This is a genomic window from Paenibacillus taichungensis (assembly GCF_003287275.1).
GTDB lineage: Bacteria > Bacillota > Bacilli > Paenibacillales > Paenibacillaceae > Paenibacillus > Paenibacillus taichungensis_A.
In genome coordinates this window covers 138563-164022 of record NZ_QEVW01000008.1, presented here as the reverse complement: position 1 = coordinate 164022, position 25460 = coordinate 138563, and the positions used below count along the sequence as shown (strand labels likewise).

Genomic DNA, 25460 nt, shown 5'->3' with positions numbered 1-25460 from the left:
TCCAAATATGTTTTAATCTATACTTGATTCTCAGCATACAACTCATTATTTGCTTGCGGCATCTAATACATAAACACGTGCTACTACTCTTTTGTTTGAAAAATCACAAGAATTCAAAAAAAGAGAAGGAACAAAAGTCCCTCCCCTTACCTTTTCAAAGATAATCACACTTAAATTTAGAAAACTCAGCCACAGAATCTTCTCCACTAGCGTATAGACCAATGAGCACGCCTGTAAATCCCCCGGCAACTTCTGAGGAAAGGTATTTCGTCTGTGCTGTCCCTAAAAGGATGTCCTTGCCATCTGCACGAATAAGGAAGCTATAGCGTTCATGGCTTGCCTGTATTACCAAAGTGGCATGATGATCACTTCCCAGTTCCACTTCATTTTCGACTGATTTGATATCCCCAATATTCAGACGCTCAATCACCTTATACCCGCTCTGCTCTTTGCGAAGGGCCAAGTCATAATGGTGCTGTTCATCCATGTAGATGGTGATGCCTGCCTCGCCATTCGTAAGACTAACGTCAACAGAGATGGTCGCGTCAAAGTCTTTTTGACGTAGCCCAATAAATGTCGGGGATGCTGGAACATCCAGTGTCACTTCGGTTCCTTTTAATTTTAAGTTGCCTTGCTCTAACATGTAATTTTCTGTATTCGGATGACGAAGATAACACCAGTCCAGATTCCAATCCGTGTTCTCGAACGTATAGCTTTTCTTCTCTTGTTGAATGACTGTGTCAGAGATACGATCAGTGTCAAAACTCATAAGCGTCGTACCTTCGTGCCCTGCTGTAAACCAGCCTTCCTCGTCAAAGGTAACTGGCGTAAGAAATACTTCCCGGCCCAGATGATGATAGGTAAGCCATTGCCCACTCTGACGGAATCCCAAATGGAAGATCCACCAATTGCCTTCCTCGTCCTGAATCAGGTCGCCATGACCAACCCCCTGCAACTCGTAACCGCCAAGATTACGGTTGGTCAGAACAGGATTCTTGGCATAGGGTTCGAAAGGACCGGAAGGAGAATCTCCCCGCGCATACGTGACCATATGACCGTATTCGGTTCCGCCTTCAGATGCCATGAGGTAATAATATCCATTCATTTTATACAAATGTGGACTTTCCAGATAACGTCCGCCTGATCCTTGCCATACTGAACGGCTTGGGGTCTTTTTGTGACCTGTTTCAATGTCAATTTCACACTGAATGATTCCCCCAATTCCTTCATCGTCGGTTCCGTTGCTCATAAAGAAGGCCTTGCCGTCTTCAAAATACAGATCGGGATCGATTCCCCCTTGATCCACAATAATCGGTTCTGACCACTCCCCGTATATATCGTCAGTCCATATATAGAAATTCTGACGCGTCGTGTCGTTCGTCGTGGTCATGAAGAATCGCCCGTTGTTGTATCGAATTGTAGGGGCGAAAACTCCTCCGGAGCTGCCCACCGTCTCCAAATGAATCTGGCTTTTTCGGGTTAAACAATGACCGATTTGCGTCCAATTCAATAAATCTTTGCTTTCAAATAGCGGGACACCCGGAAAGTACTGAAAAGAACTGCATACCAGATAATAAGTGTCATCCACCTTGCAGATGCTCGGATCTGGATAGAATCCTTTAATGACCGGATTATTGTATTTCATTTGAGCCACCTCTTTTTCTCTAATTCACATATTTAAGAATCCAGCTTCATAAGCAGATAAAAAAATTAAACACTATCGCAATCATTCTTTCAATGCGTTAGAGTTGAAGAGTCAAGTTATTTTCGTTAAATTAATATATATGTGATTTCAATAGATCTGGTTAGGAGATTGTTAAGGATGATCAAAGCGAACGGAGATTCAAAATTCATACCATTATACGAAGCGTTGGCAAGCGAGGTTAGATGGAAAATAATGGATTTTATTGCAGATGGTGAAATGAATGTGAAGGATATTGCGGCTGTGTTAGAACTTAGCCCCTCCATCGTCACGATGCACATACGAAAGCTTGAGCAAGCCGGATTGATCGATAGCCGCAGGATACGCCTGAATGGAGGCACGCACAAATTGTGTTTCCTCACACAAAATAACATCGAGATCGAACTGCCATCCGCCAATCGGACAGCAAGAATTAGAGAACAGACCATTTCAGTGGGTCACTATACTGCATTTGAAGTTCATCCTACCTGCGGTCTTGGAACACACGAGAAAGAAATAGGAGTCTGGGACGACCCACGCTACTTTCTTGATCCTGAGCGGGTCCATGCTGCCATCCTCTGGTTTGGAAGAGGTTATGTCGAATACAAAACGCCTAACTATATGCTTCCTGATGAGACTGCTAAAGCCATTGAAATTTCAGTGGAATTGGCTTCTGAAGCCCCGGGTTTACGAGATCATTGGCCATCGGATATCCGATTTACGTTTAACGGCATTTCGCTTGGAACATGGACAAGCCCCGCTGACTTCGGAAGAGCTGCTAGAGGCAAATATACACCGACATGGTGGCATCGCAATGTGAATCAATATGGATTATTAAAGACCATTCGTGTGGATGGCTCGGGTACGTATATGGATGGAGAGTGGATGTCAGACGTGACGATCGAGGATATCCAACTGGAGGAACCATTCTGGACGCTTCGTTTCACGGTTGACGAGGAGGGCGCTAACGTCGGGGGATTAACACTTTATGGATCCGGGTTCGGCAATCATGACCAGGATATTGTCATACGCGTACAACACTGATCTTTCTTTATGTCGTAACGAATAATCCCGTTCTTCTCTTCAAACGTATTCCTTTGAATGAACGGGATACTGCTGTACGCAGTTAAAGAAGCTTTCTATATTCAACGCCATGAACATGAATTAGCACATTCTGGGCCGCCAAACTTTCAAATAAATCCAACATATCCCCAAAGGGATTTTCGAAATAGGTGATCAGGTGTTCATAATTTGCAGTGGATTTCAAAAAGTTATAAAAAAAATAAGGGTCCATGTTTCCAACATCATCTTTACTGCCGAGAGAAACCTCCAACGTTTGCCCTGTTTCTGCATTCTCGAACATGCAATGCTCTCCATGAACATCAAAATGCCAGTTTCCACTCAAATATTCTTCACCGTTTAATACTTCTTCATTAGAAAGCAAGTAGTACGCTCCAGTAATGATCTCTTCCTTCTCAGCCTGACTGGTTTCCGAGATCAATTTGTCGATCAGTTCTTGTGCGATTCTTTTGTATGCGTTCATTGCTTCCAATAATGTATCTGTTGTTTCTTGGGTTAAAGGGTGCATCTCTTGCCTCCTGCTTGTAGCGGACGTCTTGAAAGACCTTCAATCTCGCCCTATGTTTGTTTTTATTCTTTGTACTTGGTGCTCCAACGGATAGAGCTATTGACGGCTCGAGCGCATCGCCTTTACATGTTTTAAACTGCTATCGTTTAAGAACTCTTGATATGCTTCTGATTCTACGGCGTAGATCGCCACTTTTCCTTGTGAATTATGATGAATGCCCCAACCGTAACGTTTCCCCAACGAAGAAGTGCGAAGACAGGGTTGTCCCTTGGAGAAAAACTTGGTTCTCTCTAGTGATCTTTGTTCATCTGGAATATCATTGCGCTGCGCGAATACTTCAAACATGACATCCTCTTGCGTATATTGATAAGGGTGGTTTGTTATCATTTCATACTGTATAACTGGAACGGTTTTGCCGCTGTTTTTGGCTTTGGGGATCTCTGCCACTTGAACAGGACAATCTTCTGCTACTGCAATAAAAGTTTCATAATAGTTCATGTCTTTCATCTATATATCCTCCCATCAATTCAGAAAACATATGGATACGAATATACAATCAAGCTTGAGCTGTTTTATACATATTTTTTAAAAGCCTTGCTGGATTCCCCATCGTATCCTAACTTCGTGTAGAAGCTGTGTGCTTCGTCCCTGGATGAACCGCTGGTGAGAAAAATCTTTACACAATTTTTCTGAATGCATACATCCTCTATGTGCTTCATAAGTTCAGATCCATATCCCTTACTCTGCACATGCTCCGTAATGATAACCCGCTCAACCACGCCAAACGGTCTATTTTCCACCAAAGCATCCAGACAAATATGTAAATGCGCAGTCCCAATAACCTGATCACCAACTTCGTAAACGAATAAGAAACTGTTGGAATTATTCCTTACTTCTTCAATTCGCTCCGCCAGTACCTTCGTATTCAGGTTGTTCGGTAATAATTCTTTGTACAACCTTTCAATAACCTCGACATCCCTTGCTTCGGCCTCTCTAATCATCAGGTACCACTCCTCAACTTATATAATAACTTAATATGATGTCACCATTGTCCTCGAATTCACCCGTCTCCTGAAACCCGGATTTCTTATATAAAGCGTTTGCCACTATGTTGTGCGGCACATGAGATACCCTGATTTGCTTGCAATCGGTTCTCTCTTTTAACTTATGAATCACTTCCTTGATCGCCAATTTGGCGTATCCTTTTCCCTGGTATTTCTCATCGATCATGAATCGAAGTATCCAATAATATCCATCATTATATATCTCATTATCAAATAAAATAAAGCCTATCATACGCTCCTCTGCAAAAATTCCGTATGGCTTCGAGGTGATTTCCTTCGTCGCATGTATTAATGAATCTGCATTGCTTGCTACCAAATTCAATTGGTCTTCGCGCGGTTGAAGCTGGATACACTCTAATTCGTTTTCTGGGTTTATAAGTTGTAGATTCACTTGCTCTGCTGACACATCAATCTCTCCTTGCGCTCAAATGATTACTACGTCAATCATACCCCAAAAAGTGGTATATGCGAACAGTTCCTTCCTCTTTTTCAACCTGCTGATTAGCAGTTCTTTCCTTACAGATCCAGAACAAAAAACCACGGTTTCCCGTGGTCCATCCATTCCAGTATGTTCTATTCTACCGATCCACTTACTAGTCTTCCTTCAAACCATACAGCCTGTCGTGCAGCTCTTCTGGCAACTGCTTCCGCAGAACAACTTGCGTGAACTAATATAAAACTAGCTGTGTCCCCTACCTTCGGCCATACCTGTTGTCCCTCTGAATCCAGTGGAGTGATACCATTTGTGACAAAGGCAAGAGACTGAGCCAAGGAGCGCTCATCGTTATACCCGTACAATTCGGCGAAACGGCCGGCTTTCTCCAGTTGATCCCCATTGCCAAACGGAGACCAATGATCAGTCAAACTGTCTGTCGCCAGCTTCACGTTCACCCCATGTTGTTGGAGCATCGGCAGTGGCATCATCATTTTACCAATAGGCACGGTCGAAGCAACGCTCATACCAAGGGAAGCCATTCGTTTGGCCATTTCTTCCGTTTCCTGCTGTTCCGCACGGGCGAACCAGAACGCATGGCTTACGGTGACTTTACCCTGAAGTCCCGCTTCTTCGGTCAGATCAGCCAATTGCAGCAGCGTTTGTTTACCTGGTTCTCCGGAATCATGCAAATGAATATCGATGCCTGCCTGATACTGAACAGCCAGTTCGACCATTGCATTTAGCGATTTCTCGATATGCTCGTCCACAGTGTGCGGATCAAGTCCACCCACATGAGTGGCCCCTTCCGCCATGGCTTGACGCATGAGCTCAACCGACTTAGAGCGGAGAAGTCCATGCTGCGGGAAAGCGACGATTTCAGAGGATATTTTGCCCGAAAATGTCTCCAATGCCTGCTTCGTCGCTTCCAGCCGTTTCAACCCGCTGACTGGTTCAATATTGCAATGACTGCGCACATGGGTGGAACCATATCCCTGAATCAGGCTCAGAATGCTCTCCGCCTGGCGCTTTGCATCGGGTAATAGCTTGGGCAGCAATACTTTCTCTTCTTCGATACGTTCGAAAATGCTCGAGATGCGTCGAACCGCTTTCCATGGTGCATCATAATACGTTTTATCCAAATGAATATGGGCTTCCTCGAACGAAGGCAACAGCAGCATTCCTTTACCATCAATCTGCGGCAATTCGCCTGTTAATTCCGTATCCACATCCACAATGGCTGCAATGACTCCATCTTCAATCCGCAGATGACCAAGGCTTGTCCGGGTGCCAGTTACCTGCCCGTCTTCCATTACATAACTTTGCTCCAGTGATACGTTGGTTAACCAGTATTCCTGCTTCAACATGGTCACTCCCTCTTTCCACTCGGTCTATCTTGCATCGAGTACCGATTCATCTGTGGTCAATGGTAACATAGGATTTTATTCAGTAAAAATAGTTAAAACGTTGGTGTTCCATACGATTATCGTCTAGATATTATTGGATTTCCCCATTAGTATACGAAGTGTAATATATCCTAAAACTTGAATCACAAATACCATAACCACAAATTCAATCAGAATGCTGTTGCCTGCACTTGAATCGGTCATGATATCCTTTAAAATTAGACCTGGCTGCTTCAGGAGATCCCAACTATTCCACCGATTAAATCTCCCGATGTATACCCCTAGACTGCTCAGAAGTAAAACAACGCCCACAACTACCATACCGCTAAATTGGTTTAATCGTTTATTTAACAATTGGTGGATTTGATGTATCGAGCAAATGGACAGAAATAAACCCAGTATGGCTACAACAAATGTTAGGGTGAGGCTATACCAAAAATCAATATTAACCCAGAATTTAGTTTCCCCTTGAGGATCAAAGTATCTGAATGCATGCAAAATTTCTGTGAAAAGATATGCCGAATTCGGTAGAAAGAACAGCCAGCATACACACATCACCCCGATTAGTGCGATGCTTGTTCTTGAAAGTTTCTTATGGCTTACATAGCTAATCGTTGATGAAATGATGAATGGAACCCATGCTAAAAAAATATCCCACGTTAAAAATTGATACATGTTCGTGTTCGTTTTGGTACGCAAGTAGACAGCAACAAGCAGACAACCTATGGTAGCAACGATTAAAACACTACTCATTTTTAAATAAAGCGTATTATTATTGTTCATTTCTTCGCTTCGATTTCCCTTTCCTTGGTGGTATGCCTGAGCAGTCCCGATCATTTGATTATCGACTTCATAAAATAACCGTCGCTCCAACTTCCTTGTAGTCCACGTCCATCATAACCCAAAATGTGGTATATGCGAAAATAGCGGCGTGAACCCAGAAGGAAAAGAAAAACTATCGCCATATTTGCGTTCATCTTCCATTCTTCTACCATTAAAGAATGCAAAAAAACAGGCACTAGGAAGTGCCTGTACATATTTAGAACCAAGCGAAGCACTTACCTGTAGTTCCCTGCTTCTTTTTTATATGAAAATATGATGATCAGAAATTAAAACGCGCATGTCCGCCATCGGTCACACCTTCGATTTGTTCAATATCCAGCAATCTTCGCTTCATCTCAAGTCCTCCGCGAAAACCGGTCAGTTTGCGGTTGGCACCGATAATGCGATGACACGGCAGCAGTACCGGAATAGGATTGGCTCCATTGGCTGCCCCAACAGCTCGCACTGCTGAAGGTCTCCCCACCGCAGCAGCAATATCGCCATAGGTTCTTGTCTCACCATAAGGAACATTCCCCAACTCCGTCCATACCTGCTGTTGGAATGCCGTTCCGATCAGATCGAGTGGAATTTCGTCTGTGAAAGCCACCTTGTCTCCGGCAAAATAGGATTGCAGCCAATCCATCATGCCGGTATGCTTCAACGCTGCTTCATTCTCTTCGAGCTCCACTCCAGGAGCAATTCGGCCAATCCAGCTGCTCCAATCTTCCAGCGTTTCATTGGGCATGATGACCCGGCATAACCCTTTTTCGGTGGCAAGCAATACCCACGGACGACCGTCTAATTCCATTTTGGTCCACATGATGCTCTTTCTCATACGTATATCGCCCTTTCCACACGAGGTTTTATATCTGGTTTCTTTTCTCGTTATGCACACATACTACACACGAACTGTTTTTTTCACTTTTCGTTTCATGCTGCGGATAATCTGCTTCGTCTCCAGATCAACACGATAGGACTCCGTTATTTTCTGAAGAGCCTTATTATACGTAAAGTCGTCCAAGGTATTGTCCTGCAAATAGCGCATCGTGGCTTCAGGCTGCTTCACATACGCGATGGAAATTGCCCAGGCCACTGCCATTTTCACATAGTACCCTTCGTGATGAATGGTATCTAATGAAGCAAGCACTTGGCTGATATATTGTTCTTCCATATAAAAGTTCAGCAGCATCACAACCCCGAAGCGAATGTCGTATTCCTGGTTGGATACCAGATAAGGCTGCAAGAAATGCCACACCTGATCCAGATGTGCTTTTGTATATTTTAGACCACCGCAGAAGCTGTCGCATACCGACCAGTTATCTATTTTGGGAACAAACCAGGCAATATGCTGCAGTAGTTCCTCCATATCTGCTTGGGCATGACCGATGACCATCGCTTGCAGCATCACTTCTTCAAAATAATCATCATCAGCGGTTTTCAGATAGGCACGCCAGTCCTCTTTGACGATTTGTTTCGCCATCTTGCGTATTTCAGGCAGTCTCACACCTAACAGATTCGTGATATTCGGAATGAGAGCAGCCGAGAATTTCTGATATTCCGGTTCGACCAGAGATAACAATTGTGTTCTTACAACCGATTCCACATGTCTCCTCCTCATCGGGTTTTCTACAACAAGTATATCCCGACAGCTTGCATTTGTAAGCCCATATCGAATGTTTTAGCAAGATTACAATATCCATTTCCCATGGTCGCTGTTTAACTTCCATTCCTTTTCGTTTAAGAATACGGAGTTGAACCCATCTAGAAAGGAGACTACATATGAACCGATCCCATCCCAAAAAAGATTTTTCGGTTGAAGAGATTACGGAGCTCCTTGTGCAATTCGTACAAACCCAAAACTTGACCGAATTTTACAAATGGGCCAAAGAACTGCATCCCTATGACCTTTCTCTCATATATAAAAAGTTCCCTGAACAAGAGACGAAACGCTTCTTGCTTTTATTCAAACCGGACGTTCTCGCCGACATGGCAGAAGCGCTCACGCTCCACGAACAGGTGCATCTGTTCGAACAGTTAGGCCCGGAGCGCACGCTTGAAGTCATGCAGCAAATGGACAAAAGTGATCTGATTCGCTTCATGCATGATCTGCCCCTCCAACGCAGAGAAGAATTGTTGTCCAATATGAATCTCGACCATTCAGCCATTATCCGCTCCGTGCTGAACTATCCACCGGAAACGGCTGGACGGATCATGACCGATCGGTACCGTACCCTGTTATCGCATGAAACCGCGAAGGAAGCACTGAGAGAATCGCAAGCCATCCTGCACATTCCTGCAACCAGTTATCTGTATGTCACCGATGACGAAGGCAAACTAGTAGGAGTCGTGAGTTATCAATCCCTTGCTCAGGCAGATGACAACACCAAAGTGGAAGAGCTGATGACCCGGCGTGTCATCCATGCAACAGTTGATATGGACCAGGAAGAAGCTGCGCAGCTGCTGCAACGTTATGAGTTTATGGCTCTACCTGTCGTAGATGAAAACCGCAGATTATGCGGTGTGATCCAAATGGATGATGTCATTGATATTATTATGGACGAAGCCAGTGAAGACATCGCCAAGATGGGTGGCGGTAGTAAAGATATCGATTTTGACACCAAACCACTGGTTGCTGTCAGACGTCGCCTTCCTTGGCTCATTTTATTGTTATTTATCGGACTGATCTCGGGCAGCATCGTGGATTTTTTCGAGGACACGCTGAATCAGGTTGTGGCACTGGCGTTCTTCATGCCCATGATAGCAGGTATGACGGGGAATACGGGTACACAATCCCTTGCTGTCGTTGTGCGCGGACTGATTGGACGCAAGCTGGACAAGGCTACAGTGCTCGCGCTAATTGGCCGGGAGATTAAGGTAGGCACAATGATTGGACTGGTATGCGGGTTGCTCATTACGGTCATCGCCTATTTTTGGCAAGGTGACTGGCTGCTCGGAGCGATTATTGGAGTATCACTATTCTTTACCCTCGTAATTGGAACACTGACCGGTACCTGTATTCCTCTTCTGCTCAGTCGTTTCAAAGTAGATCCTGCGGTCGCCTCCGGCCCATTAATCACAACGCTGAATGATATTTTATCGTTGTTCATCTATTTCGGCATCGCAACCCGTTTTCTGGATGCCTTAATGTAATTAGCTTTTAGTGTAATAAAACATATTTTTCTGGTTCCACTTTAAAGCTATAACCCAGTAATTAATAGCTAAGCTGATCATACGAAAAGCCGCTAAATTTAATTTAGCGGCTTTTCTTCCATCTTTATTAATTATGGCTTCTGTTAAAATTCATCCTGTAAGAGCTTAATATTATCTCCCAAACTACTTTCCATATCTACCCCAATGGAGTTTAACTTGTTTTGATAATATGCCTTAACATCTTCCCATTTATAGTAGGGATAAGTTTTAGTTTCAATCGGGAAGGCAATTTCTTCTTCGTTTCGTAGCATTTTAATAAGATGGTCTTTACCATTAGAATACAGAATCCACTGAATATTAGCTCCCATTGGGGAAATCTCGGATCCATCCCAATTTTCACTCACTTCTTCCGGCTTGTCGACACTAACATTTGCACCTTTAATGTCAAGGAATGAGGAAAGTGGAATCATCGTTTCTGCATGAGCGAAACGGAAAACTCCAGCCGTGTCTCCATCGGAGAGAGACTGATCTGTGGAATGTATCAACTCTTTAACTAAAGGAGCAACGATATTTTGAGGTACATCGGTCGACGTCAAGGATGGTCCTTTTTCATAAAAATCATTGATGTTATCAATGCTTTCGTACCACTTTAACTGATTTGTTGAGAAATATTTTCCGAACTCAAAATTACCTTCCTCCTTTAAGTTAGAAGAGATAATGTACAGTTCGTAAAGATTGGATGCGGCCTCGGTCGGGTTACTCAGTTTGACCTTCCCCTGCTCATCTTTCAATTTAAATTCTCCAGCTTCCAACCTATCATAGAAGCTTTGTGATACGAATTGTAAGAGGAGTTCCTTGGCATATCGTGTACCTGTTTCCTGTGAGGCATAGTCCTCAAACAATTTTACCCATTCTCCATCTTCTACATATTCGTTGTATTTAGTCGCAATGTCATACGGTCTTAAATAAGGGTCTTTTTCTTCTTCAAAGGTGGACGTACGAATGTCCCACTTTTTGTCGCCTAGGCTTTCCTGTAATCCTTCCAAAAAGTTGTCTCTGCTCTGAGGAGTCCGATCCTTGTAGGTCGCTTGTGCGATGATTTTTTTATCGGGACTGAATACATCTTTAAAATTTTGTCCCAGTCTCACTCCGATCCCATTTAACTCCTCTTCCCCCAGTGTTGAAAGCAAACCGTAATGGTCTTTCTCAACCTCCATCAACTTTCCGATCTGATTCTTCAGTTCTTTTCCTGAATCGGTGATCTGTCCATCCTTTTCAGCAATTTGGAGTAATTCCATAAGCGTTTTGTCGTACTTGGAGCTAGATAGGTGTCTGGAGCCATGTCTCCCCACATAGTTGATAAACACAGGCTTGTATCCTTCTGGAACTGAAGTATATGTTGTTTCTACGAATGGATATGGTGTCTTGGTCCCACGGTACCCTTGGTCATCATTTACTTGCTGCCCAACGAACACCGACCGAGTGTTTTCGTCCCAGCCAACCTCTTTGCCCAATGCCTCTCCAATAGTCCTTGCGGGTACATAGGTTACTCCATTATAGAGGAAGGATTCTCCTTCCATTTTCTGTCCGTCAACAATTACATTGACGGATTGTTGGGATACTTCAATCGTACGTTTTGATCCTGCACCATACACATCAATTACAACCACAGACGTTAACAAAGCAAGTGACGCTACTGAGATTACGATTTTTTTTATCTTTTTCATATCTAATTGGCTAAGCCTATCCCCTTTATGTAATTTAATTGTTAAGATTATTAAAGCTTAGGCAAGAAACATCAGTACAATATTAAATAGTGTTAGCACTTTGTAAACTTTGCATATTTCATGAAAATAACGTCAAATCCTTTTCTTGTCCCTCGACAATTTTAATAGTTATGATTTTTTTCGCCCATGTGCTTTCTGCTGCAATAATGTACTATAGGCCAATGCCTCCCTGGAGTATGATCATGTAACTACAACTCGGGGAGGCACTATGAATCTTACATCTTTTTTCATCTATTGCATTGTCGTTACCTTCACACCTGGCCCCAGCAATATTGTAATTCTCACTTCCGTCGGGCAGGTTGGTCCCCGGAAAACGATGGAGTATGTATGGGGTGCCACAGTTGCATTTGGCTTGTTGCTTGCTGCTTCTGCTCTTCTCAATCATGTACTTGCTGAGGTATTGCCTGGTATTCTCCAAGTGATGCAGATCGTGGGTAGTGTTTATATGATATATCTGGCTTATCAAGTCTATAAAATGGGTTCCACCGAGACGGGATCGAAACAAGTTACGGGGTTTCTAAACGGTTTAATCATGCAGTTTGTGAATCCAAAAGTGGTTCTGTTCACGTTCACAGTTATTCCCAGTTATGTTCTACCTTACTACGATAGCACCATGTCAACGTTTCTGTTCGTGATCATTATTACCATCATCGGCTTTCTGGCCTATTCCAGTTGGGCCGTGTTTGGCTCCATCTTCAGAACCTTACTCAATCGTCATCAAAAAGCAGTGAGTATCCTAATGGCCCTTTTTTTGTTATACTCAGCCATTATGGTATCGGGAATCATCTAACGCGCAGGAGGTGTGTGCAGCATGGAATTGTTTAACTATAAGAAATCACAGGACGTGCTGGCTTTATCCGCCAGCTTTACGGATTTCACCTATAAAAAACATTGTCACGAGGAATATGCGGTTGGAGTAACCCTTCGCGGTATTCAGCAATACCATCTGGACGGACACTATCAAGCCTCCCACAAAAACGGCGTGATGTTATTCAACCGGGAACAGTCCCATGATGGAAGCTCCTACGACAAGGCCGGCATAGACTATGTCATGCTTTATCTGAAGCCGGATTTGGTCGAAGAGATTCTCGGGAAGAAGGAATTGCGTTTCACCAGTCCCATCGTCTATGACCCTGTGCTTGCACGAAGCATCCTGATGCTGAATGATGCCGTTCAAAACGGACAGGATGAAGCGAAGTGCAGCGAACTGCTCTTGAGCCTGTTGCAACTGCTGTCCCAGTCGGAAATCGACACCAAGCTATGGCGGCCTCAGGACAATCTGGTTCGAAAAGCGAAAGAAATGATGTTTTGCAGTATTGAAGATGTGCTGAAGCTGGATGACCTGTGTGCGGAATTCAACATGTCCAAGTTTCAATTTATCCGCGAGTTCAAGTCCCATGCCGGTATTTCCCCTTACCAGTTTTTCCTGAATTGCAAGGTGGAGCGTGCCAGACAGTCCATTGAAATGCATAAGGATGTTTACTCCGCCGTAGCCGAATGTGGTTTTGTCGACCTGACTCATCTGAACAGACACTTTAAACGAGTATTCGGTATCACGGCTTATGAATATATGCTGCAGTTAAACTAATTGAATCGGTACGATTAACCGACCAAATGTATAAAACCCCCGCATGGAACGCGAGTTTACCTCAACGTTCCACACGGGGATTTTCTTTTTCCTTCCGTTGCCGTGCTACCATTCTCCCTTAAATGAGATCCTAACATCAGGCGCGCTTCTTCCTTCTCCAGATCCAGCCACTAACCAATACAAGCAATAAAATAAGTCCCCCATATATCATGAGATAAAATGACCAACTTCGTCCTTGATCGTTTTTTTCAAAATCATCCTGGCTCACTACTTTTCCTGCACCCAGCAGCTTCAACGCGTCTCCAGCTTGATCAACGGAAACATTGCCACTGCAAAGATTCGTATGCAACTTATCGTCCATTTTATTCTGATAAGCAAAGATCAGATAGGATTGGTTCTTATCCAATTGAATCCCACAAGATTCCGACCCGGCATCATTACCCATGACAGTCATTCGTTTAGAAGAAACACCCTTCCATGCGGTATCCACTTCAAATGTATATGCTCTCACTCGGTCAGTGCTAAATATTTGCACCCCACCCCTTTTCACCACTTTACCTGTAAAAACCGATGTGGACGTCTTCAGTTTCTCTTGAGCATTCGATTCTACACAACTGCAAGCATAAGCTTTTTCCCCAGGAAATACCGTGTAACCCAATCCAACCAACAACAAAATCAATGCAAACCATACTAAGCGCTTCATCCTTTCACCCCCGGCTCAGATTGCAACACCCATCTTGTAATCGTTCACATTTTGTTTGAAGCTATATTTATTGTAAGATTATAGCATAATACGAATACTGTATTGGGCATCATCAGAATTCAGACACCTTGGAGGAAACCGTCACTTGAATCAAAATTGGAAAAAGAATATCTCCATCCCGCTGCTCGTTGCAGCGTTATGCCTCATTGCATTTGTAAGTATCGCCCTGTCCATCAGCGACAACCAGATCCACGTCTTTGACGATACTTTGATTGGCTGGATTCAGGGCATGGAATCACCCGGAATGACACGATTGATGCAGCTCTTTACCTGGATTGGCAGCGAGGTGCCTGTAGTTGTCATTACCATTCTCGCCATGCTTGTGCTGTATATCTACCTCAGGCACAAACGCGAGCTGCTCTTCCTGGCCTGTGTTATTGCGGGCTCGACTTTGTTAAATGCATTGATTAAGCTGGTATTCCAGCGCGCCAGACCTACGATTAACCGGATTATTGAGGTGAGTGGTTACAGCTTCCCAAGTGGCCATTCGATGGCAGCGTTCAGCTTGTATGGCGGCTTGGCATTCCTGATCTGGAAGCATGTACCGACAGCGACTGGACGTGTACTCATGATTATCGTGAGTGCAATCTTTATCCTGACGATTGGAATGAGTCGAATTTATCTGGGGGTACACTATCCCAGCGATGTCGTGGGCGGGTACTTTCTGAGTGGATGTTGGCTTGCCATATGCATATGGTTCTATCAGCGACATCTGGAACGTCTTTCCCTGTTACAGTCCAAATCTCTCGCTTAGGCTTTTTCGATCACCATGCAATGATCCAACCCAGGCTTGAAAACAAACCAAACGTAAAAGAACCTCATGGGTGCACCTGGCACCAATGAGGTCTTTTACGTCATTATGAAATCTATTTTACAGTGGCAACTTAGAGATCTTCACCATTGGATTCAATAACTTTTTTGTACCAGTGGAAACTCTTCTTCGGTGTTCTGCTCAGATCACCATTGCCATCATTGTCCTTGTTCACATGAATGAAGCCATAACGCTTCTTCATCTCGCCCGTGGATGCGCTGACCAAGTCGATACATCCCCACATCGTGTAAGCGATAAGATCCACACCGTCGGCAACGGCTTCTTTCATTTGTTCAATATGACCTCTCAAATAATCAATCCGATAGTCATCCTGAATGGAGCCATCTTCCTCCACAACATCCACTGCACCCAATCCGTTCTCCACAACCATCAATGGAATCTGATAACGGTCATACAGGTGATTCAGCGTGTAACGCAATCCTTTCGGATCGATCTGCCAGCCCCAATCGGAAGCTTCCAGATACGGATTTTTGATGCCGCCCAGCAGATTCCCCTCTGCTCTATCCAACGACTCATCCGCACTCTCGACCAAGGACATGTAATAGCTGAAGGAATAGAAATCTACGCAGCCTTCACGCAAAGTCTGTGCATCTTCCGGCTGCATCTCGATCTGGATGCCTTCTTCGGCGAAGAAACGTTTGGCGAATCCAGGGTATGCTCCACGAACCTGTACGTCTCCACAGATCATGTTGGACAGCTGGTCCTTCTTCTGCGCGAGCAAAATATCGTCCGGGTTGCATGTATTCGGATATGTTGTCATGAAAGCGACCATACAGCCGATTTGGAAATCAGGATTGATTTCATGTCCCAGCTTCACCGCTTTTGCACTTGCAACAAACTGGTGATGCAGCGCCTGAAAGCGGGTCTGTGGATCATCAACACCATCGATCAGTGTCTCTTTACCTTCAAACAGGATACCTGCAGCCATGTAAGCACCCATTGGCATCGTCAGACAGTTGATCTCATTGAAGGTCAGCCAGTATTTCACCTGATCTTTGTATCGGGTGAAGAGGGTTGTACAATATCGGATATAACAATCAATCACTTCGCGGGAAGCCCAGCCGTTATATTTCTGGGTCAGACCAAATGGTGTCTCGTAGTGAGAAATGGTCACGAGCGGCTCAATGTTGTATTTTTTCAACTCGGCAAAGACGTTGTCATAGAACTGCAATCCCTCTTCGTTTGGCTCCAGATCATAACCGTTCGGGTAGATTCTGGACCAGTTAACGGACATGCGGAACATTTTGAAGCCCATTTCGGCCATCAGGGCAATATCCTCTTTGTAGTGACCATAGAAATCAACTGCTTCATGGCTCGGATAATACGTGCCCTCTTCCAGTACAGGTGTAATCCGCCGCGGTGTCGTGTGCGTTCCACCCGTCATCATATCGGAAGTACTTGGGCCTTTACCACCCTTGTCCCATCCACCTTCAAACTGATTGGCAGCCGTTGCGCCACCCCAGAAAAATCCGTCTTTCATCGACATCATCCATTCCTCCTTCATGATCTTCCTAACACTATATATCCAGTGTACCACCCATACCCTGACACCTATTGTCATGGTATAATATCGGCATGGAAAATAACCGATTATTCAGAATGCTATTGCTGTTATTGGAGAAAAAGAAAGCTACCGCCCCCGAGCTCGCGCGTTTGTTCGAGATATCCGTACGCACGGTATACCGTGATATCGACAGACTGAGTGCAGCGGGTATTCCCGTATACACGACAACCGGAAAGCATGGAGGCATCCATCTCATGGACAACTTTGTCATGGACAAATCCCTGTTGTCCGAAGATGATCAGAATGAAATTTTGCTTGGATTATATAGCGTCAGCGCCATCCCTCACCTTAACACTGCCCATATGCTCAAACGTTTAACCGCCTTGTTTGATCACAAGCTGGATTGGATCGAGTTCGATTTTTCACCATGGGGCAGCATTCCACTGCAGGAAAGGGAACTGTTCAATCAGGTCAAACAGGCGATCTTCACGAATCAATGGATAACGTTCCACTATGTCAATTCGGATGGAGAGAAGAGTGTTCCGACGGTTGCACCTCTCAAACTTTTGTTCAAGAACAGCACATGGTATTTCAAAGGGTACATCCACGACGAGCACGACCGAAACGAATTTCAGACGTTCAAAATGAAACGAATTACCCAGCTGGAATTCCTGCCGAGGGTTCCCAGAAACAACATAAACATTGTATCACCGGAAAATGAGACTCACGTCACAATCAACCAAGTCGCTCTGGAGCTATCGTTCTCCAATTCTATTGCATATAGGGTGTATGATTTTTTTGAACCGTCACGCGTTGAAAAAGATCCCGATGGCAGGCTGCGTGTTGCCCTTGAACTGAATGAGGGAGAGTGGCTTTATTCCTTCCTGATGTCGTTTGGATCTGACCTGACTGTAGTCAAGCCTCCGCACATTGGACAAGAACTGCTCAGACGACATATCAAAGCGGTAGAACATTTACAGCAGGTCGTTAACAACAGGTTGGAAAATGAATGATATAATGAAGCTCTGATCATTGTTGATTCTTTTATTTTTTTGCATTTATCCATATCCTGAAGGAGGTTTGTCCATGCAAGACATTAGACGTAACAATGTGGAACGATTCAAAGGTTTTGGTACGTTATATGACCAGAATCGGCCTGCTGCGCCCACCGAGGTCGTAGATATTCTGACGAATTATTTGGGCAGCAAACCTCGCATGGTCGCAGATGTTGGCTGTGGTACCGGCTTATCGTCATGGATTTGGCTAAATGAGGCAGAACGTGTTATTGGCATCGAGCCAAGCGATGATATGAGAGCTGTCGCAGAGTCCAAGTGGGAAGCGGCAGGCAAACCGGACCATCTTCGCTTTGTCTCCGGCCTCTCCCACGAACTGGGACTACCTGATGGCAGTGTGGATATCGTGACCTGCTCACAGTCGTTCCACTGGATGGAGCCCCAGTCTACACTGCGCGAATTTGCGCGTGTACTGCGTCCAGGAGGCATATTTGCTGCCTACGACTGTGACTGGCCACCAGTGGTCGATTGGCAGCTGGAACAAGCCTATTTGCATTTGAATACGGAGGCAGATCATCGAGCTGCCAGTCTGGCTCCCCAGGAAAATCAAGCACATAAATGGAGTAAAGACGGACATTTGCAGCAGATTCAGCAGTCCGGCTTGTTCCGTTATTCGCGTGAAATTGTGTTTCATCATCGGGAAACATTCGATGCGGACCGATACGTCAATCTGGCGCTAAGCCAAGGCGGCTTGCAAACGGCAGTGAAACTCGGAGCCACTGATCTGCTTGAAGTAGCAGACGAATTCAGACAGCTGGCTACTCGCATATTTAACGGGGAATCGAGACAAGTTCTCTTCTCTTATCGGATGCGCCTTGGCATCGTCTGATCTTAAAACTGAGCTCATCCAGAATCTCCAAAAAAATTACACAAAAGAAACCTGCCCATCACACGAACACAGTGATGTTGCAGGTTTTTTTTTATATAGCCATCAGGATGAGAACAAATTACTTAGTTGTTCTTCCTGTACATTCAGTGCCAGCACCAACTTTGACGGGTCCTGCTTCGAGTAAATCACGTTAATAATATGGCCTTGCTGAACCTGAGGTAGGGTAGATGGATAAATTTCCTTCGGTATGGTCACCTTAAACGTCTCTCCATTTGACTTCGTTACACTAAGCGTAAGCTGAAGTTTGATTTTGCCATTACCTTCGCCTCCAAGTGGAGTAACATCCAAAATTTTGGCCATCGCTTTCTCGCCCGTTCGTGCAATATCCATCATCTCAGGCGCCACACCATGCTGCACCATCTTCTCATCCAGCAATTGCTGCATATCTTCCTGAGACAATCGTCCTTTCAGATCAAGACCTACCTTGCTTTCATCCTTCACGGAGACCACTAACGGAATGAAACTGCCCGGCTGGAACTGAGCCATGGACGTCAACGGAATAACGGTTCTCAACTCGGTATCGTATTTCTCACGCCCTTTAAGCGAGACGGTTAGGCCCAGTCGAACTTCCGGCTGCTCATTAATATACGTACCCGTCTGCTGAATGCTTTTAATGACACCAACCGCCGGTAAACCTGACTTCACCCTCCCGACGCCGAAGATATTACCCAAAATGGAGGGAATAAAGATCAGCCCAAATCCCGCAAAAATCGCTGGTGTATACCACCATGCCTGCATAATGATAAAAGGATCATTCCACAGCTGCTGTGCCAGAAATGGGGAGAATCCCACCCCGAATACAGTCAACACACCTATTAATCTCAGGAAACCTACCATCTGCCCCACCCTCTCTATCTCTATTATTCGTTGTTAATTGCATTTCTTGAATGATAGCCTGCCATCTTGCAGTTTGAGCACCTTCTACTCGGACAACAATCCCATGTAGATCAACTCTGTCGGATTCGCTGGATTTTGTCCCAGTCCCACCCGATCTCCCACGCGCGGAATCTGCATTTTGGACACCAGTGTTTCCAATGTTCGCTGATACTGATTGCCATTCGTCTCTGTGACATCCAGCACAAGCACAACAATCGGATCAAAATTGATTAGCTTACCCGTATCGGTAATCGTGATTACTCTGGCTGTTGCGGTTAAGGGGAGGGAACCACTCGCCGCCAGTTGTGCCTGCTTCGCCGAATCCAGACTCTGGTTGATGGCCTCCCGATGCTCCTTTGATACAAAACCTTTCATCATCATGCCTGTAAGCCCATTATTCATCATTTTATCTGCCTTCGCGATCGCATCTTCCTGCTTGTTCTTTTTACCAAACCATCCCATAATGAACACCTCGTTTTTTGTTTTTGGTTATAGTTAAAGTATAAACAGGACGGCTTGTCCTTGAATACCCTTTTGGCTGCATACAAAAGAAACGAAAAATCCGGTGATTAAACCACTGGATTTTCGTTTCTTTAACATGCATTTCAGTTGATTCCGCAAAAAAAGAGCCGAAAACGACTCTTAAATGAAAGCTTGGGAGGCATATTTTGTGCCTAATGCACTGGCATTGAACATAATCATGCAAAAAAAAGGTTATTCCACACCGATTTCCCATCTATTTTTTGCGTAACAGGTAGACCAGCTTGCGATAATACATGGCGGCTTCCTTATATTTTCGCTGATCCTCGGATACCACAGCCATTCCCTCATATAAAGGTTCAAGACGCATGACATGCTGCACGGACTCAAAATAAGGCAGACACGCGAGCGCACGCTCCATGAACACTTCACGATCTCCATGCGCAAGAGCCAGATGGCTCTGGTAGAAGGTTGCACTCATCTGCTGATCCTGAGTTGTTGCACTATTCAACAGTTGATCCACACTTTGCGCAAGTACACCCCAGTTTTTTCGTGCCAGTGCCACTTCACACCGATACACACTCACTAATGGCTTCATGGCCTGCTGGGTTTCTTCGGGTTCCTGCTGCAACAGGGATTCGAATCGCTCGATCTCCGACTGCGCCTGATCCAGCTCCCCCGTCATGGTTAACATGACAATTCGATTATTCGCAATGGCAGTGACCAGATCGCCCTGATTACCGGCATACACCAGATTCGCCTCTGCCATGGTCAATGCCGAGAGCGCCTCCTGTACCAGTCCCATCGCAAAGCAATATCCGCTGTACGCCACATATAAGCCGGACAACCGATGAAACAGCCGCTGATCATAGACATGTCTCATGGTGAGATCGAATACCTGCTTGGCCTCTTCATACTGTTTGACCTGAATGTAGGCTTCCATCTTGATATTTTGCACAGACAGCCAGAATTCACTTCCAGGAAGGGCCAATTCACTGAGCCTGGTTGCATGTGTTAACACATCTACAGAGGCAAGCTTGGAACGATAGTACTGCACTTTGTAATATAATAACGCCTTCGCTAACGGACGCGGCAGATCCACATCGTCAGGACGGCCGTACTTCTCCAGATAAAAATTCAGATAGGATGTATGTATATATTCATGAGCGGATGCATCATTTAATTGTTGGTAATAGACCGCCTTCATTAAGGCCGTGGTCAGCTCTACTGTCAGCGCATCATCCCGATCCTCAAGTGCGTACACAATATCTTCTGCAATCACCGAAGCTGGAACTGACATTTGTTCAAAAATAGCCTCTGCCCGCGCCAATGTTTCTTCATCCTGTGCAGAAGCGTTTAACAGATAGGAAGTCGTTACGCCAAGACGTGACGCAATAGCCTCTGCCAGATCTTCAGGGAGTGGATAACGATCGGCCAGAATATTGGCAAAGTGAGCCTGCGTAACCAGACCTTCCACGAGGTCTTTACGGGAGATTTGTTTTCTTTTGCTCAGAAATTCAATCCGTTCCTTCAGCATGGCTAGTCTTCCTTTCGTTTCGATCCTGTGAATCACAAAAATCCGGTGATAAAGGCGAACGCTTCGCTTCTACAGATCCGTTCTGTCCTCTCCGTTATCGTGTAAATGTTTAGCTCAAATTATATAATATCATCCAGGGTACGAAGCCGGATACCGTCTTTTAGCCAAATCCATCGAAACGGTTTCCGTTTCAGAGGCAATTGTTTTACAATAAGGTAGTATGTACAAGAGCATTATCCAATAATGATGAACAAGAGTTGAATATGAAAGGATGCAAATGAATGATTATTAAACCAAGAACACGTGGTTTTATTTGTACAACTTCCCATCCTGTAGGCTGCGCTGCACAAGTCCAGGAACAAATTGATTATGTAAAATCCCAACCGCAACTGAACGGACCGCGTAACGTACTCGTTATCGGAGCATCTACAGGATATGGGCTCGCTTCGCGCGTCGTATCCGCATTCGGTGCCGGAGCTAACACTATCGGCATTTACCGCCCAAGCAGCTCCACTGAAAAACGTACAGCTTCAGCAGGCTGGTACAACTCCGCTGCATTTGAGAAAGCTGCGGAAGAAGCAGGACTGAAATCATACAGCATCACAGGTGATGCCTTTGCCAACGAAACCAGAGAAAAGACCGTTGAACTGATTCGCAGTGAACTCGGTCAGGTTGATCTGGTTGTCTACAGCGTAGCATCGGCACGCCGTACCGATCCGAATACTGGTGAAGTATTCAACTCCGTGCTCAAACCGATTGGACAATCCTACACGAACAAAACAGTCAATTTCCATACGGGAGAAGTGACGTCCGTTACGATTGATCCGGCATCCGAAGAAGAAATTCGCCAGACGGTGGCTGTGATGGGAGGAGATGATTGGGAACTGTGGATGGATGCCTTGCAACAAGGTGGCGTACTCGCCGACAACGCAACAACCATTGCCTTTTCTTACATCGGTCCTGAACTTACGCATGCGATCTATCGTGATGGTTCCATCGGTCAGGCCAAAAACCATCTGGAAGCGACAGCCCACAAGCTGAATGATCGTCTGAGTGCAAAAGGCGGACGTGCTTACCTAACCGTAGCCAAAGCATTGGTAACCCAATCAAGCTCCGCAATTCCAGTGGTGCCATTGTATATCTCTGCATTGTACAAAGTCATGAAGGAAAAAGGCTTGCATGAAGGCTGCATCGAGCAATTACAGCGCCTGTTCGCTGATCGCCTGTATGCAGGAGGAGAAGTCCCGACCGATGAAGCAGGACGTATTCGTATTGATGACTGGGAGATGAGAGCAGACGTTCAGGAAGAAGTGGCGAAGCTCTGGAACGAGCTGACCACCGAAAATATCTACGATCTTTCCGATTTGGTCGGATACCGTCAGGAGTTCTTCCAGCTATTCGGTTTCGAAACCGACGGCGTGGATTATGAAGCAGATGTTGATCCAAATGTTGAAGTACCACATCTGCGTTAATTGAAAAGTAATATTACTGTGGGACTGGTATAACAAGCTTATTACAGGTCCAAATTCAGCCTTAGGGGAGCGAGCTTTCGCTCCCTTTTTGACGTCTACCCATTCTATAAGATTGACTTGAGTTGCTTTTTTAACCCCTTCGGCACCGTCTTCTCTACCGTGATGGATCGCGCTCCATGCATCGTTGCAAAGAACTGCAGTCCCTCCCGAAAATCCGCGATCCATTCCTCCACAGGCGGAGCAGTCTCTTCCATCGATAACAACCGAACCGTCAGCACGCCCGTTTTGCGATCGAGTCGCGGGTCCATACGTCCAATCAGCTGGTCTCCGTGAAGTATGGGCATGGCGTAATAGCCGTAGGTTCGTTTCACCTCTGGTGTGTAAATCTCCCATTTATAATGGAAATCAAATAAATCCACAATCCGTTCCCGTCTCCACAGCAGATTGTCCAGCGGGGGAAGGAATCGTACCGGACCTGTTGGATCATAATGTGTATCTTCCTTTTCCATCTCAAGCAACAAACCCTCATCTTCTGCACGGATGTAGTAAGGCGTCCCAACGTCCTCTACCTCCAGTGGGATCATGCGACCATCTGCAACACGTGCAGCCATATCATTCCGACGTTCAGCAGCGGTGGATTTCATCCAGCCCAATCGTGGATCTCGCACGTCCACGACCCGATAGGCATGAATGTACTTGTCCATCAGAGCTTGCCTCTGAGCCAAGATATCGATCTCCGCTGCCATGGATTGGCCCTGCTCCAACAATCCGGATTCAGTAATTTGAAAATAACGCTCATTGCCCTGCCTTGCCACGACACGAATGGCAGCCGAATCCAGCAGCAAGTTCAACGCTAACGAGGTGTCTTTCGTTTTAGGCGCATCTGCATTGTCCCAATATCCACTCACCCGTTCGACAGCACGAAAAGCTCTGGAGGGTAACGGCCCCTCTTCTTCCAAACGCTTCAGCACATGCTGCACCGTATTCTCCAGCCCTTGCAGTGACGGAGCCAGTCGATCCCGTAATCGGGCACGTACAGGTTCAAACATTGCATAATCTTCGATCGGAATAACACATGCAGCATTGGCAAAATATTCAAACACTTTATGATCACTTAACAACGTATGTAAATATTCGGAGGTATAGCCTGGATCACGAGCTCCAAGCACCAAATGCTGATTTCCGGTTACGGCAGCGACAGGATCAATCTGCACACAGCCAAGGGAGCGGATCAACTGCATCACCTGTTCAGGACTAGAAGGCAAGGTGGCGGCTGGCCATCGTCCCAATAAAGATTGTGTATGCAGCAAAAAACGCCGAACAATTTTTTTATTCATGCGAAGCGCTGTTGACATATATAGAATTCTTCCTTTCATTGAAGATAAGAGGTTGTATAGCTATAATGATCCAATTCAAAAAGAGATACATTGATTTTACCAGTACAAGGGATGTCATACCAATCGAAGAAAACGCTTTTGAGTATTTTGATGCTTACACAGCACTCCGCACACCATAGACAAAATAAAAAGAAGCAACACCATCCTGGGTCCGCTTCTTGTGTTTGACCTTTTGTAATTTTTCCTGTTTCGTGGGCATGAGTCGAACATGCTGGGATAACGCTCCATAATCTCCGTTTACTCTCCGACTTTGCTCTGGACACCATTGTCCTGACCGCTCTGCTTTGCGCAATGCTTTTTGCGTTTGTGTACGTGCCATGATAATAGAACACACTCCCTTGATTAGTATGCACTCAATATATCATGTGCAGGCAGACAAGTGAAGGTGATTAACGTGGAACTCTTTTCCGCCGTGATTGCCATGTTTCCACAGGTTCCTGATCGTCTTCCTCAATCAATTCCAGTGCTTCTTCCATTCTTCTGGATTTAAACAGCAGGATCAGGTCCATCAGATCTTCGCGGTCCAGCAGCTTTACCCCGTTGACCGCTGCCAGCGTCCGGCATGCTTCCGTATATCTGGCTGAAGTGAGCACGATGGATCGATCTGCTTCATAATAACGCATGGACGTGTAAATCTCCTGCACTGCGCTGAGCCCCACCGGATGATTCGCTCCATAACGTTTGGCCTGAATGACATTACGTCTTCCTGCCCTATCCACAAACACAAGGTCAGCACCAAAATCACGGCTGCTTGTGGTCTTATGTACTTCGGCATATCCGAGTTGTTGGAATAGATGATACAGGTACAGTTCAAATTCCGATCCATCCTGCATTTTATCGATATCCTTAATCGTAATCTTACGCGGATTGGCCTCACTTCGTATACGTTGCCCTCGCCGAATTACACGGCGATTGATCCAGGCAATGAGCAGTAAAAGGACGATAACGCCTATACCGACAATGGTCATATTTTCATTCCAATTCATGTCTGTTCTCCTTGTCGTTCCTCTAATCTGGCAGGCTTGTACCCCTCTTAGCCCTCGTCACCCGACTAAATATAGCAGACTTCTCTCGTAACAGAAAGAAGATGAATTCCCTGTAACCCTCGAACTTCTCCA

26 protein-coding genes are annotated in these 25460 nt (G+C 45.2%); 8 read left to right on the top strand and 18 right to left on the bottom strand.

Translation table 11 applies throughout. The annotated features are described in order from the left end of the window. Positions 1-154 precede the first annotated feature (154 nt). Entirely contained in the window at positions 155-1645 is a 1491-nt protein-coding gene (locus DC345_RS13365) for a glycoside hydrolase family 43 protein (protein ID WP_113053513.1), read from the bottom strand. 177 nt (positions 1646-1822) lie between these two features. Between DC345_RS13365 and DC345_RS13360 the strand changes: the two genes are divergently transcribed. After that, entirely contained in the window at positions 1823-2725 is a 903-nt protein-coding gene (locus DC345_RS13360) for an ArsR/SmtB family transcription factor (RefSeq protein WP_113053512.1), read from the top strand. Between the two features lie 82 nt (positions 2726-2807). Here DC345_RS13360 and DC345_RS13355 read toward each other — a convergent pair whose 3' ends face one another. The 8 genes from DC345_RS13355 to DC345_RS13320 form a co-directional block, all read right to left on the bottom strand. After that, positions 2808-3269, bottom strand: coding sequence for a DUF6896 domain-containing protein (locus tag DC345_RS13355; RefSeq protein WP_113053511.1), 462 nt, complete (start codon positions 3267-3269; stop codon positions 2808-2810). 96 nt (positions 3270-3365) lie between these two features. Beyond that, entirely contained in the window at positions 3366-3776 is a 411-nt protein-coding gene (locus DC345_RS13350; protein ID WP_113053510.1) for a DUF6157 family protein, read from the bottom strand. 65 nt (positions 3777-3841) lie between these two features. Continuing rightward, entirely contained in the window at positions 3842-4270 is a 429-nt protein-coding gene (locus tag DC345_RS13345) for a GNAT family N-acetyltransferase (RefSeq protein WP_181586584.1), read from the bottom strand. A 13-nt stretch (positions 4271-4283) separates the two neighbouring features. Beyond that, on the bottom strand, positions 4284-4739 hold the full coding sequence (locus DC345_RS13340; RefSeq protein WP_181586583.1) for a GNAT family N-acetyltransferase: 456 nt from the start codon (positions 4737-4739) through the stop codon (positions 4284-4286). A gap of 167 nt (positions 4740-4906) precedes the next feature. Next, on the bottom strand, positions 4907-6133 hold the full coding sequence (locus DC345_RS13335; RefSeq protein ID WP_181586582.1) for an amidohydrolase: 1227 nt from the start codon (positions 6131-6133) through the stop codon (positions 4907-4909). 123 nt (positions 6134-6256) lie between these two features. Continuing rightward, a complete protein-coding gene (locus DC345_RS13330) occupies positions 6257-7045 on the bottom strand; it encodes a DUF1361 domain-containing protein (protein ID WP_146752131.1) in 789 nt (262 codons plus the stop codon). Positions 7046-7274: 229 nt separating this feature from the next. Further along, positions 7275-7829, bottom strand: a complete 555-nt coding sequence (locus tag DC345_RS13325) for a methylated-DNA--[protein]-cysteine S-methyltransferase (protein WP_113053506.1) — start codon at positions 7827-7829, stop codon at positions 7275-7277. Between the two features lie 63 nt (positions 7830-7892). Further along, positions 7893-8597 carry a DNA alkylation repair protein gene (locus DC345_RS13320; protein WP_113053505.1) on the bottom strand — a complete coding sequence of 235 codons (705 nt, stop codon included), beginning with the start codon at positions 8595-8597 and terminating at the stop codon, positions 7893-7895. 176 nt (positions 8598-8773) lie between these two features. Here DC345_RS13320 and mgtE point away from each other — a divergent pair, with 176 nt between their 5' ends. Further along, a complete protein-coding gene (gene mgtE / locus DC345_RS13315) occupies positions 8774-10144 on the top strand; it encodes a magnesium transporter (protein WP_113053504.1) in 1371 nt (456 codons plus the stop codon). A gap of 143 nt (positions 10145-10287) precedes the next feature. On the opposite strand, the gene DC345_RS13310 is transcribed toward mgtE, so the two are convergent. Beyond that, a complete protein-coding gene (locus DC345_RS13310) occupies positions 10288-11871 on the bottom strand; it encodes a copper amine oxidase N-terminal domain-containing protein (protein ID WP_113053503.1) in 1584 nt (527 codons plus the stop codon). A 268-nt stretch (positions 11872-12139) separates the two neighbouring features. On the opposite strand from DC345_RS13310, the gene DC345_RS13305 reads away from it, so the two are divergent. Continuing rightward, positions 12140-12721 carry a LysE family translocator gene (locus tag DC345_RS13305; protein ID WP_076287827.1) on the top strand — a complete coding sequence of 194 codons (582 nt, stop codon included), beginning with the start codon at positions 12140-12142 and terminating at the stop codon, positions 12719-12721. A 21-nt stretch (positions 12722-12742) separates the two neighbouring features. Next, the gene (locus DC345_RS13300; protein ID WP_113053502.1) at positions 12743-13519 is read left to right on the top strand and encodes an AraC family transcriptional regulator; all 777 of its coding nucleotides are present in this window, start codon (positions 12743-12745) and stop codon (positions 13517-13519) included. A 136-nt stretch (positions 13520-13655) separates the two neighbouring features. On the opposite strand, the gene DC345_RS13295 is transcribed toward DC345_RS13300, so the two are convergent. Beyond that, positions 13656-14222 carry a hypothetical protein gene (locus tag DC345_RS13295; RefSeq protein WP_113053501.1) on the bottom strand — a complete coding sequence of 189 codons (567 nt, stop codon included), beginning with the start codon at positions 14220-14222 and terminating at the stop codon, positions 13656-13658. A 145-nt stretch (positions 14223-14367) separates the two neighbouring features. Between DC345_RS13295 and DC345_RS13290 the strand changes: the two genes are divergently transcribed. Continuing rightward, complete coding sequence (locus DC345_RS13290) at positions 14368-15036, top strand: phosphatase PAP2 family protein (RefSeq protein WP_113053500.1); 669 nt, start codon at positions 14368-14370, stop codon at positions 15034-15036. Between the two features lie 130 nt (positions 15037-15166). Here the strand turns inward: DC345_RS13290 and DC345_RS13285 are convergent, their stop codons facing one another. After that, on the bottom strand, positions 15167-16618 hold the full coding sequence (locus tag DC345_RS13285) for a glycoside hydrolase family 1 protein (RefSeq protein WP_181586581.1): 1452 nt from the start codon (positions 16616-16618) through the stop codon (positions 15167-15169). Between the two features lie 110 nt (positions 16619-16728). Between DC345_RS13285 and DC345_RS13280 the strand changes: the two genes are divergently transcribed. Together DC345_RS13280 and DC345_RS13275 are read left to right on the top strand one after the other, a co-directional pair. Beyond that, positions 16729-17631, top strand: a complete 903-nt coding sequence (locus DC345_RS13280; RefSeq protein WP_397333668.1) for a helix-turn-helix transcriptional regulator — start codon at positions 16729-16731, stop codon at positions 17629-17631. A 73-nt stretch (positions 17632-17704) separates the two neighbouring features. Next, on the top strand, positions 17705-18520 hold the full coding sequence (locus DC345_RS13275; protein ID WP_113053498.1) for a class I SAM-dependent methyltransferase: 816 nt from the start codon (positions 17705-17707) through the stop codon (positions 18518-18520). A gap of 102 nt (positions 18521-18622) precedes the next feature. On the opposite strand, the gene DC345_RS13270 is transcribed toward DC345_RS13275, so the two are convergent. The 3 genes from DC345_RS13270 to DC345_RS13260 all read right to left on the bottom strand — a co-directional run bounded on the left by DC345_RS13270 (position 18623) and on the right by DC345_RS13260 (position 21473). Further along, positions 18623-19417, bottom strand: a complete 795-nt coding sequence (locus DC345_RS13270) for a hypothetical protein (RefSeq protein WP_113053497.1) — start codon at positions 19415-19417, stop codon at positions 18623-18625. Between the two features lie 84 nt (positions 19418-19501). Continuing rightward, positions 19502-19918 carry a hypothetical protein gene (locus DC345_RS13265; RefSeq protein WP_113053496.1) on the bottom strand — a complete coding sequence of 139 codons (417 nt, stop codon included), beginning with the start codon at positions 19916-19918 and terminating at the stop codon, positions 19502-19504. Positions 19919-20192: 274 nt separating this feature from the next. Then, on the bottom strand, positions 20193-21473 hold the full coding sequence (locus DC345_RS13260) for an XRE family transcriptional regulator (RefSeq protein WP_113053495.1): 1281 nt from the start codon (positions 21471-21473) through the stop codon (positions 20193-20195). Positions 21474-21754: 281 nt separating this feature from the next. Between DC345_RS13260 and fabV the strand changes: the two genes are divergently transcribed. Next, positions 21755-22945, top strand: a complete 1191-nt coding sequence (gene fabV / locus DC345_RS13255) for an enoyl-ACP reductase FabV (RefSeq protein ID WP_113053494.1) — start codon at positions 21755-21757, stop codon at positions 22943-22945. A gap of 104 nt (positions 22946-23049) precedes the next feature. Here the strand turns inward: fabV and DC345_RS13250 are convergent, their stop codons facing one another. The 3 genes from DC345_RS13250 to DC345_RS13240 all read right to left on the bottom strand — a co-directional run bounded on the left by DC345_RS13250 (position 23050) and on the right by DC345_RS13240 (position 25328). Then, positions 23050-24282, bottom strand: coding sequence for a DNA glycosylase AlkZ-like family protein (locus tag DC345_RS13250; RefSeq protein ID WP_258530649.1), 1233 nt, complete (start codon positions 24280-24282; stop codon positions 23050-23052). Positions 24283-24436: 154 nt separating this feature from the next. After that, positions 24437-24661, bottom strand: coding sequence for a hypothetical protein (locus tag DC345_RS13245; protein WP_113053492.1), 225 nt, complete (start codon positions 24659-24661; stop codon positions 24437-24439). A gap of 70 nt (positions 24662-24731) precedes the next feature. Continuing rightward, complete coding sequence (locus tag DC345_RS13240) at positions 24732-25328, bottom strand: restriction endonuclease (RefSeq protein ID WP_113053491.1); 597 nt, start codon at positions 25326-25328, stop codon at positions 24732-24734. Positions 25329-25460 lie beyond the last annotated feature (132 nt).

What these genes read in the sequence shown, in the direction of transcription:
- DC345_RS13365 (WP_113053513.1), bottom strand. Translation starts at nt 1,645, where the DNA reads ATGAAATACAATAATCCGGTCATTAAAGGATTCTATCCAGATCCGAGC.
- DC345_RS13360 (WP_113053512.1), top strand. Translation starts at nt 1,823, where the DNA reads ATGATCAAAGCGAACGGAGATTCAAAATTCATACCATTATACGAAGCG.
- DC345_RS13355 (WP_113053511.1), bottom strand. Translation starts at nt 3,269, where the DNA reads ATGCACCCTTTAACCCAAGAAACAACAGATACATTATTGGAAGCAATG.
- DC345_RS13350 (WP_113053510.1), bottom strand. Translation starts at nt 3,776, where the DNA reads ATGAAAGACATGAACTATTATGAAACTTTTATTGCAGTAGCAGAAGAT.
- DC345_RS13345 (WP_181586584.1), bottom strand. Translation starts at nt 4,270, where the DNA reads ATGATTAGAGAGGCCGAAGCAAGGGATGTCGAGGTTATTGAAAGGTTG.
- DC345_RS13335 (WP_181586582.1), bottom strand. Translation starts at nt 6,133, where the DNA reads ATGTTGAAGCAGGAATACTGGTTAACCAACGTATCACTGGAGCAAAGT.
- DC345_RS13325 (WP_113053506.1), bottom strand. Translation starts at nt 7,829, where the DNA reads ATGAGAAAGAGCATCATGTGGACCAAAATGGAATTAGACGGTCGTCCG.
- mgtE (WP_113053504.1), top strand. Translation starts at nt 8,774, where the DNA reads ATGAACCGATCCCATCCCAAAAAAGATTTTTCGGTTGAAGAGATTACG.
- DC345_RS13310 (WP_113053503.1), bottom strand. Translation starts at nt 11,871, where the DNA reads ATGAAAAAGATAAAAAAAATCGTAATCTCAGTAGCGTCACTTGCTTTG.
- DC345_RS13305 (WP_076287827.1), top strand. Translation starts at nt 12,140, where the DNA reads ATGAATCTTACATCTTTTTTCATCTATTGCATTGTCGTTACCTTCACA.
- DC345_RS13300 (WP_113053502.1), top strand. Translation starts at nt 12,743, where the DNA reads ATGGAATTGTTTAACTATAAGAAATCACAGGACGTGCTGGCTTTATCC.
- DC345_RS13295 (WP_113053501.1), bottom strand. Translation starts at nt 14,222, where the DNA reads ATGAAGCGCTTAGTATGGTTTGCATTGATTTTGTTGTTGGTTGGATTG.
- DC345_RS13285 (WP_181586581.1), bottom strand. Translation starts at nt 16,618, where the DNA reads ATGAAGGAGGAATGGATGATGTCGATGAAAGACGGATTTTTCTGGGGT.
- DC345_RS13275 (WP_113053498.1), top strand. Translation starts at nt 17,705, where the DNA reads ATGCAAGACATTAGACGTAACAATGTGGAACGATTCAAAGGTTTTGGT.
- DC345_RS13270 (WP_113053497.1), bottom strand. Translation starts at nt 19,417, where the DNA reads ATGGTAGGTTTCCTGAGATTAATAGGTGTGTTGACTGTATTCGGGGTG.
- DC345_RS13265 (WP_113053496.1), bottom strand. Translation starts at nt 19,918, where the DNA reads ATGGGATGGTTTGGTAAAAAGAACAAGCAGGAAGATGCGATCGCGAAG.
- DC345_RS13260 (WP_113053495.1), bottom strand. Translation starts at nt 21,473, where the DNA reads ATGCTGAAGGAACGGATTGAATTTCTGAGCAAAAGAAAACAAATCTCC.
- fabV (WP_113053494.1), top strand. Translation starts at nt 21,755, where the DNA reads ATGATTATTAAACCAAGAACACGTGGTTTTATTTGTACAACTTCCCAT.
- DC345_RS13250 (WP_258530649.1), bottom strand. Translation starts at nt 24,282, where the DNA reads ATGAATAAAAAAATTGTTCGGCGTTTTTTGCTGCATACACAATCTTTA.
- DC345_RS13245 (WP_113053492.1), bottom strand. Translation starts at nt 24,661, where the DNA reads ATGGCACGTACACAAACGCAAAAAGCATTGCGCAAAGCAGAGCGGTCA.
- DC345_RS13240 (WP_113053491.1), bottom strand. Translation starts at nt 25,328, where the DNA reads ATGAATTGGAATGAAAATATGACCATTGTCGGTATAGGCGTTATCGTC.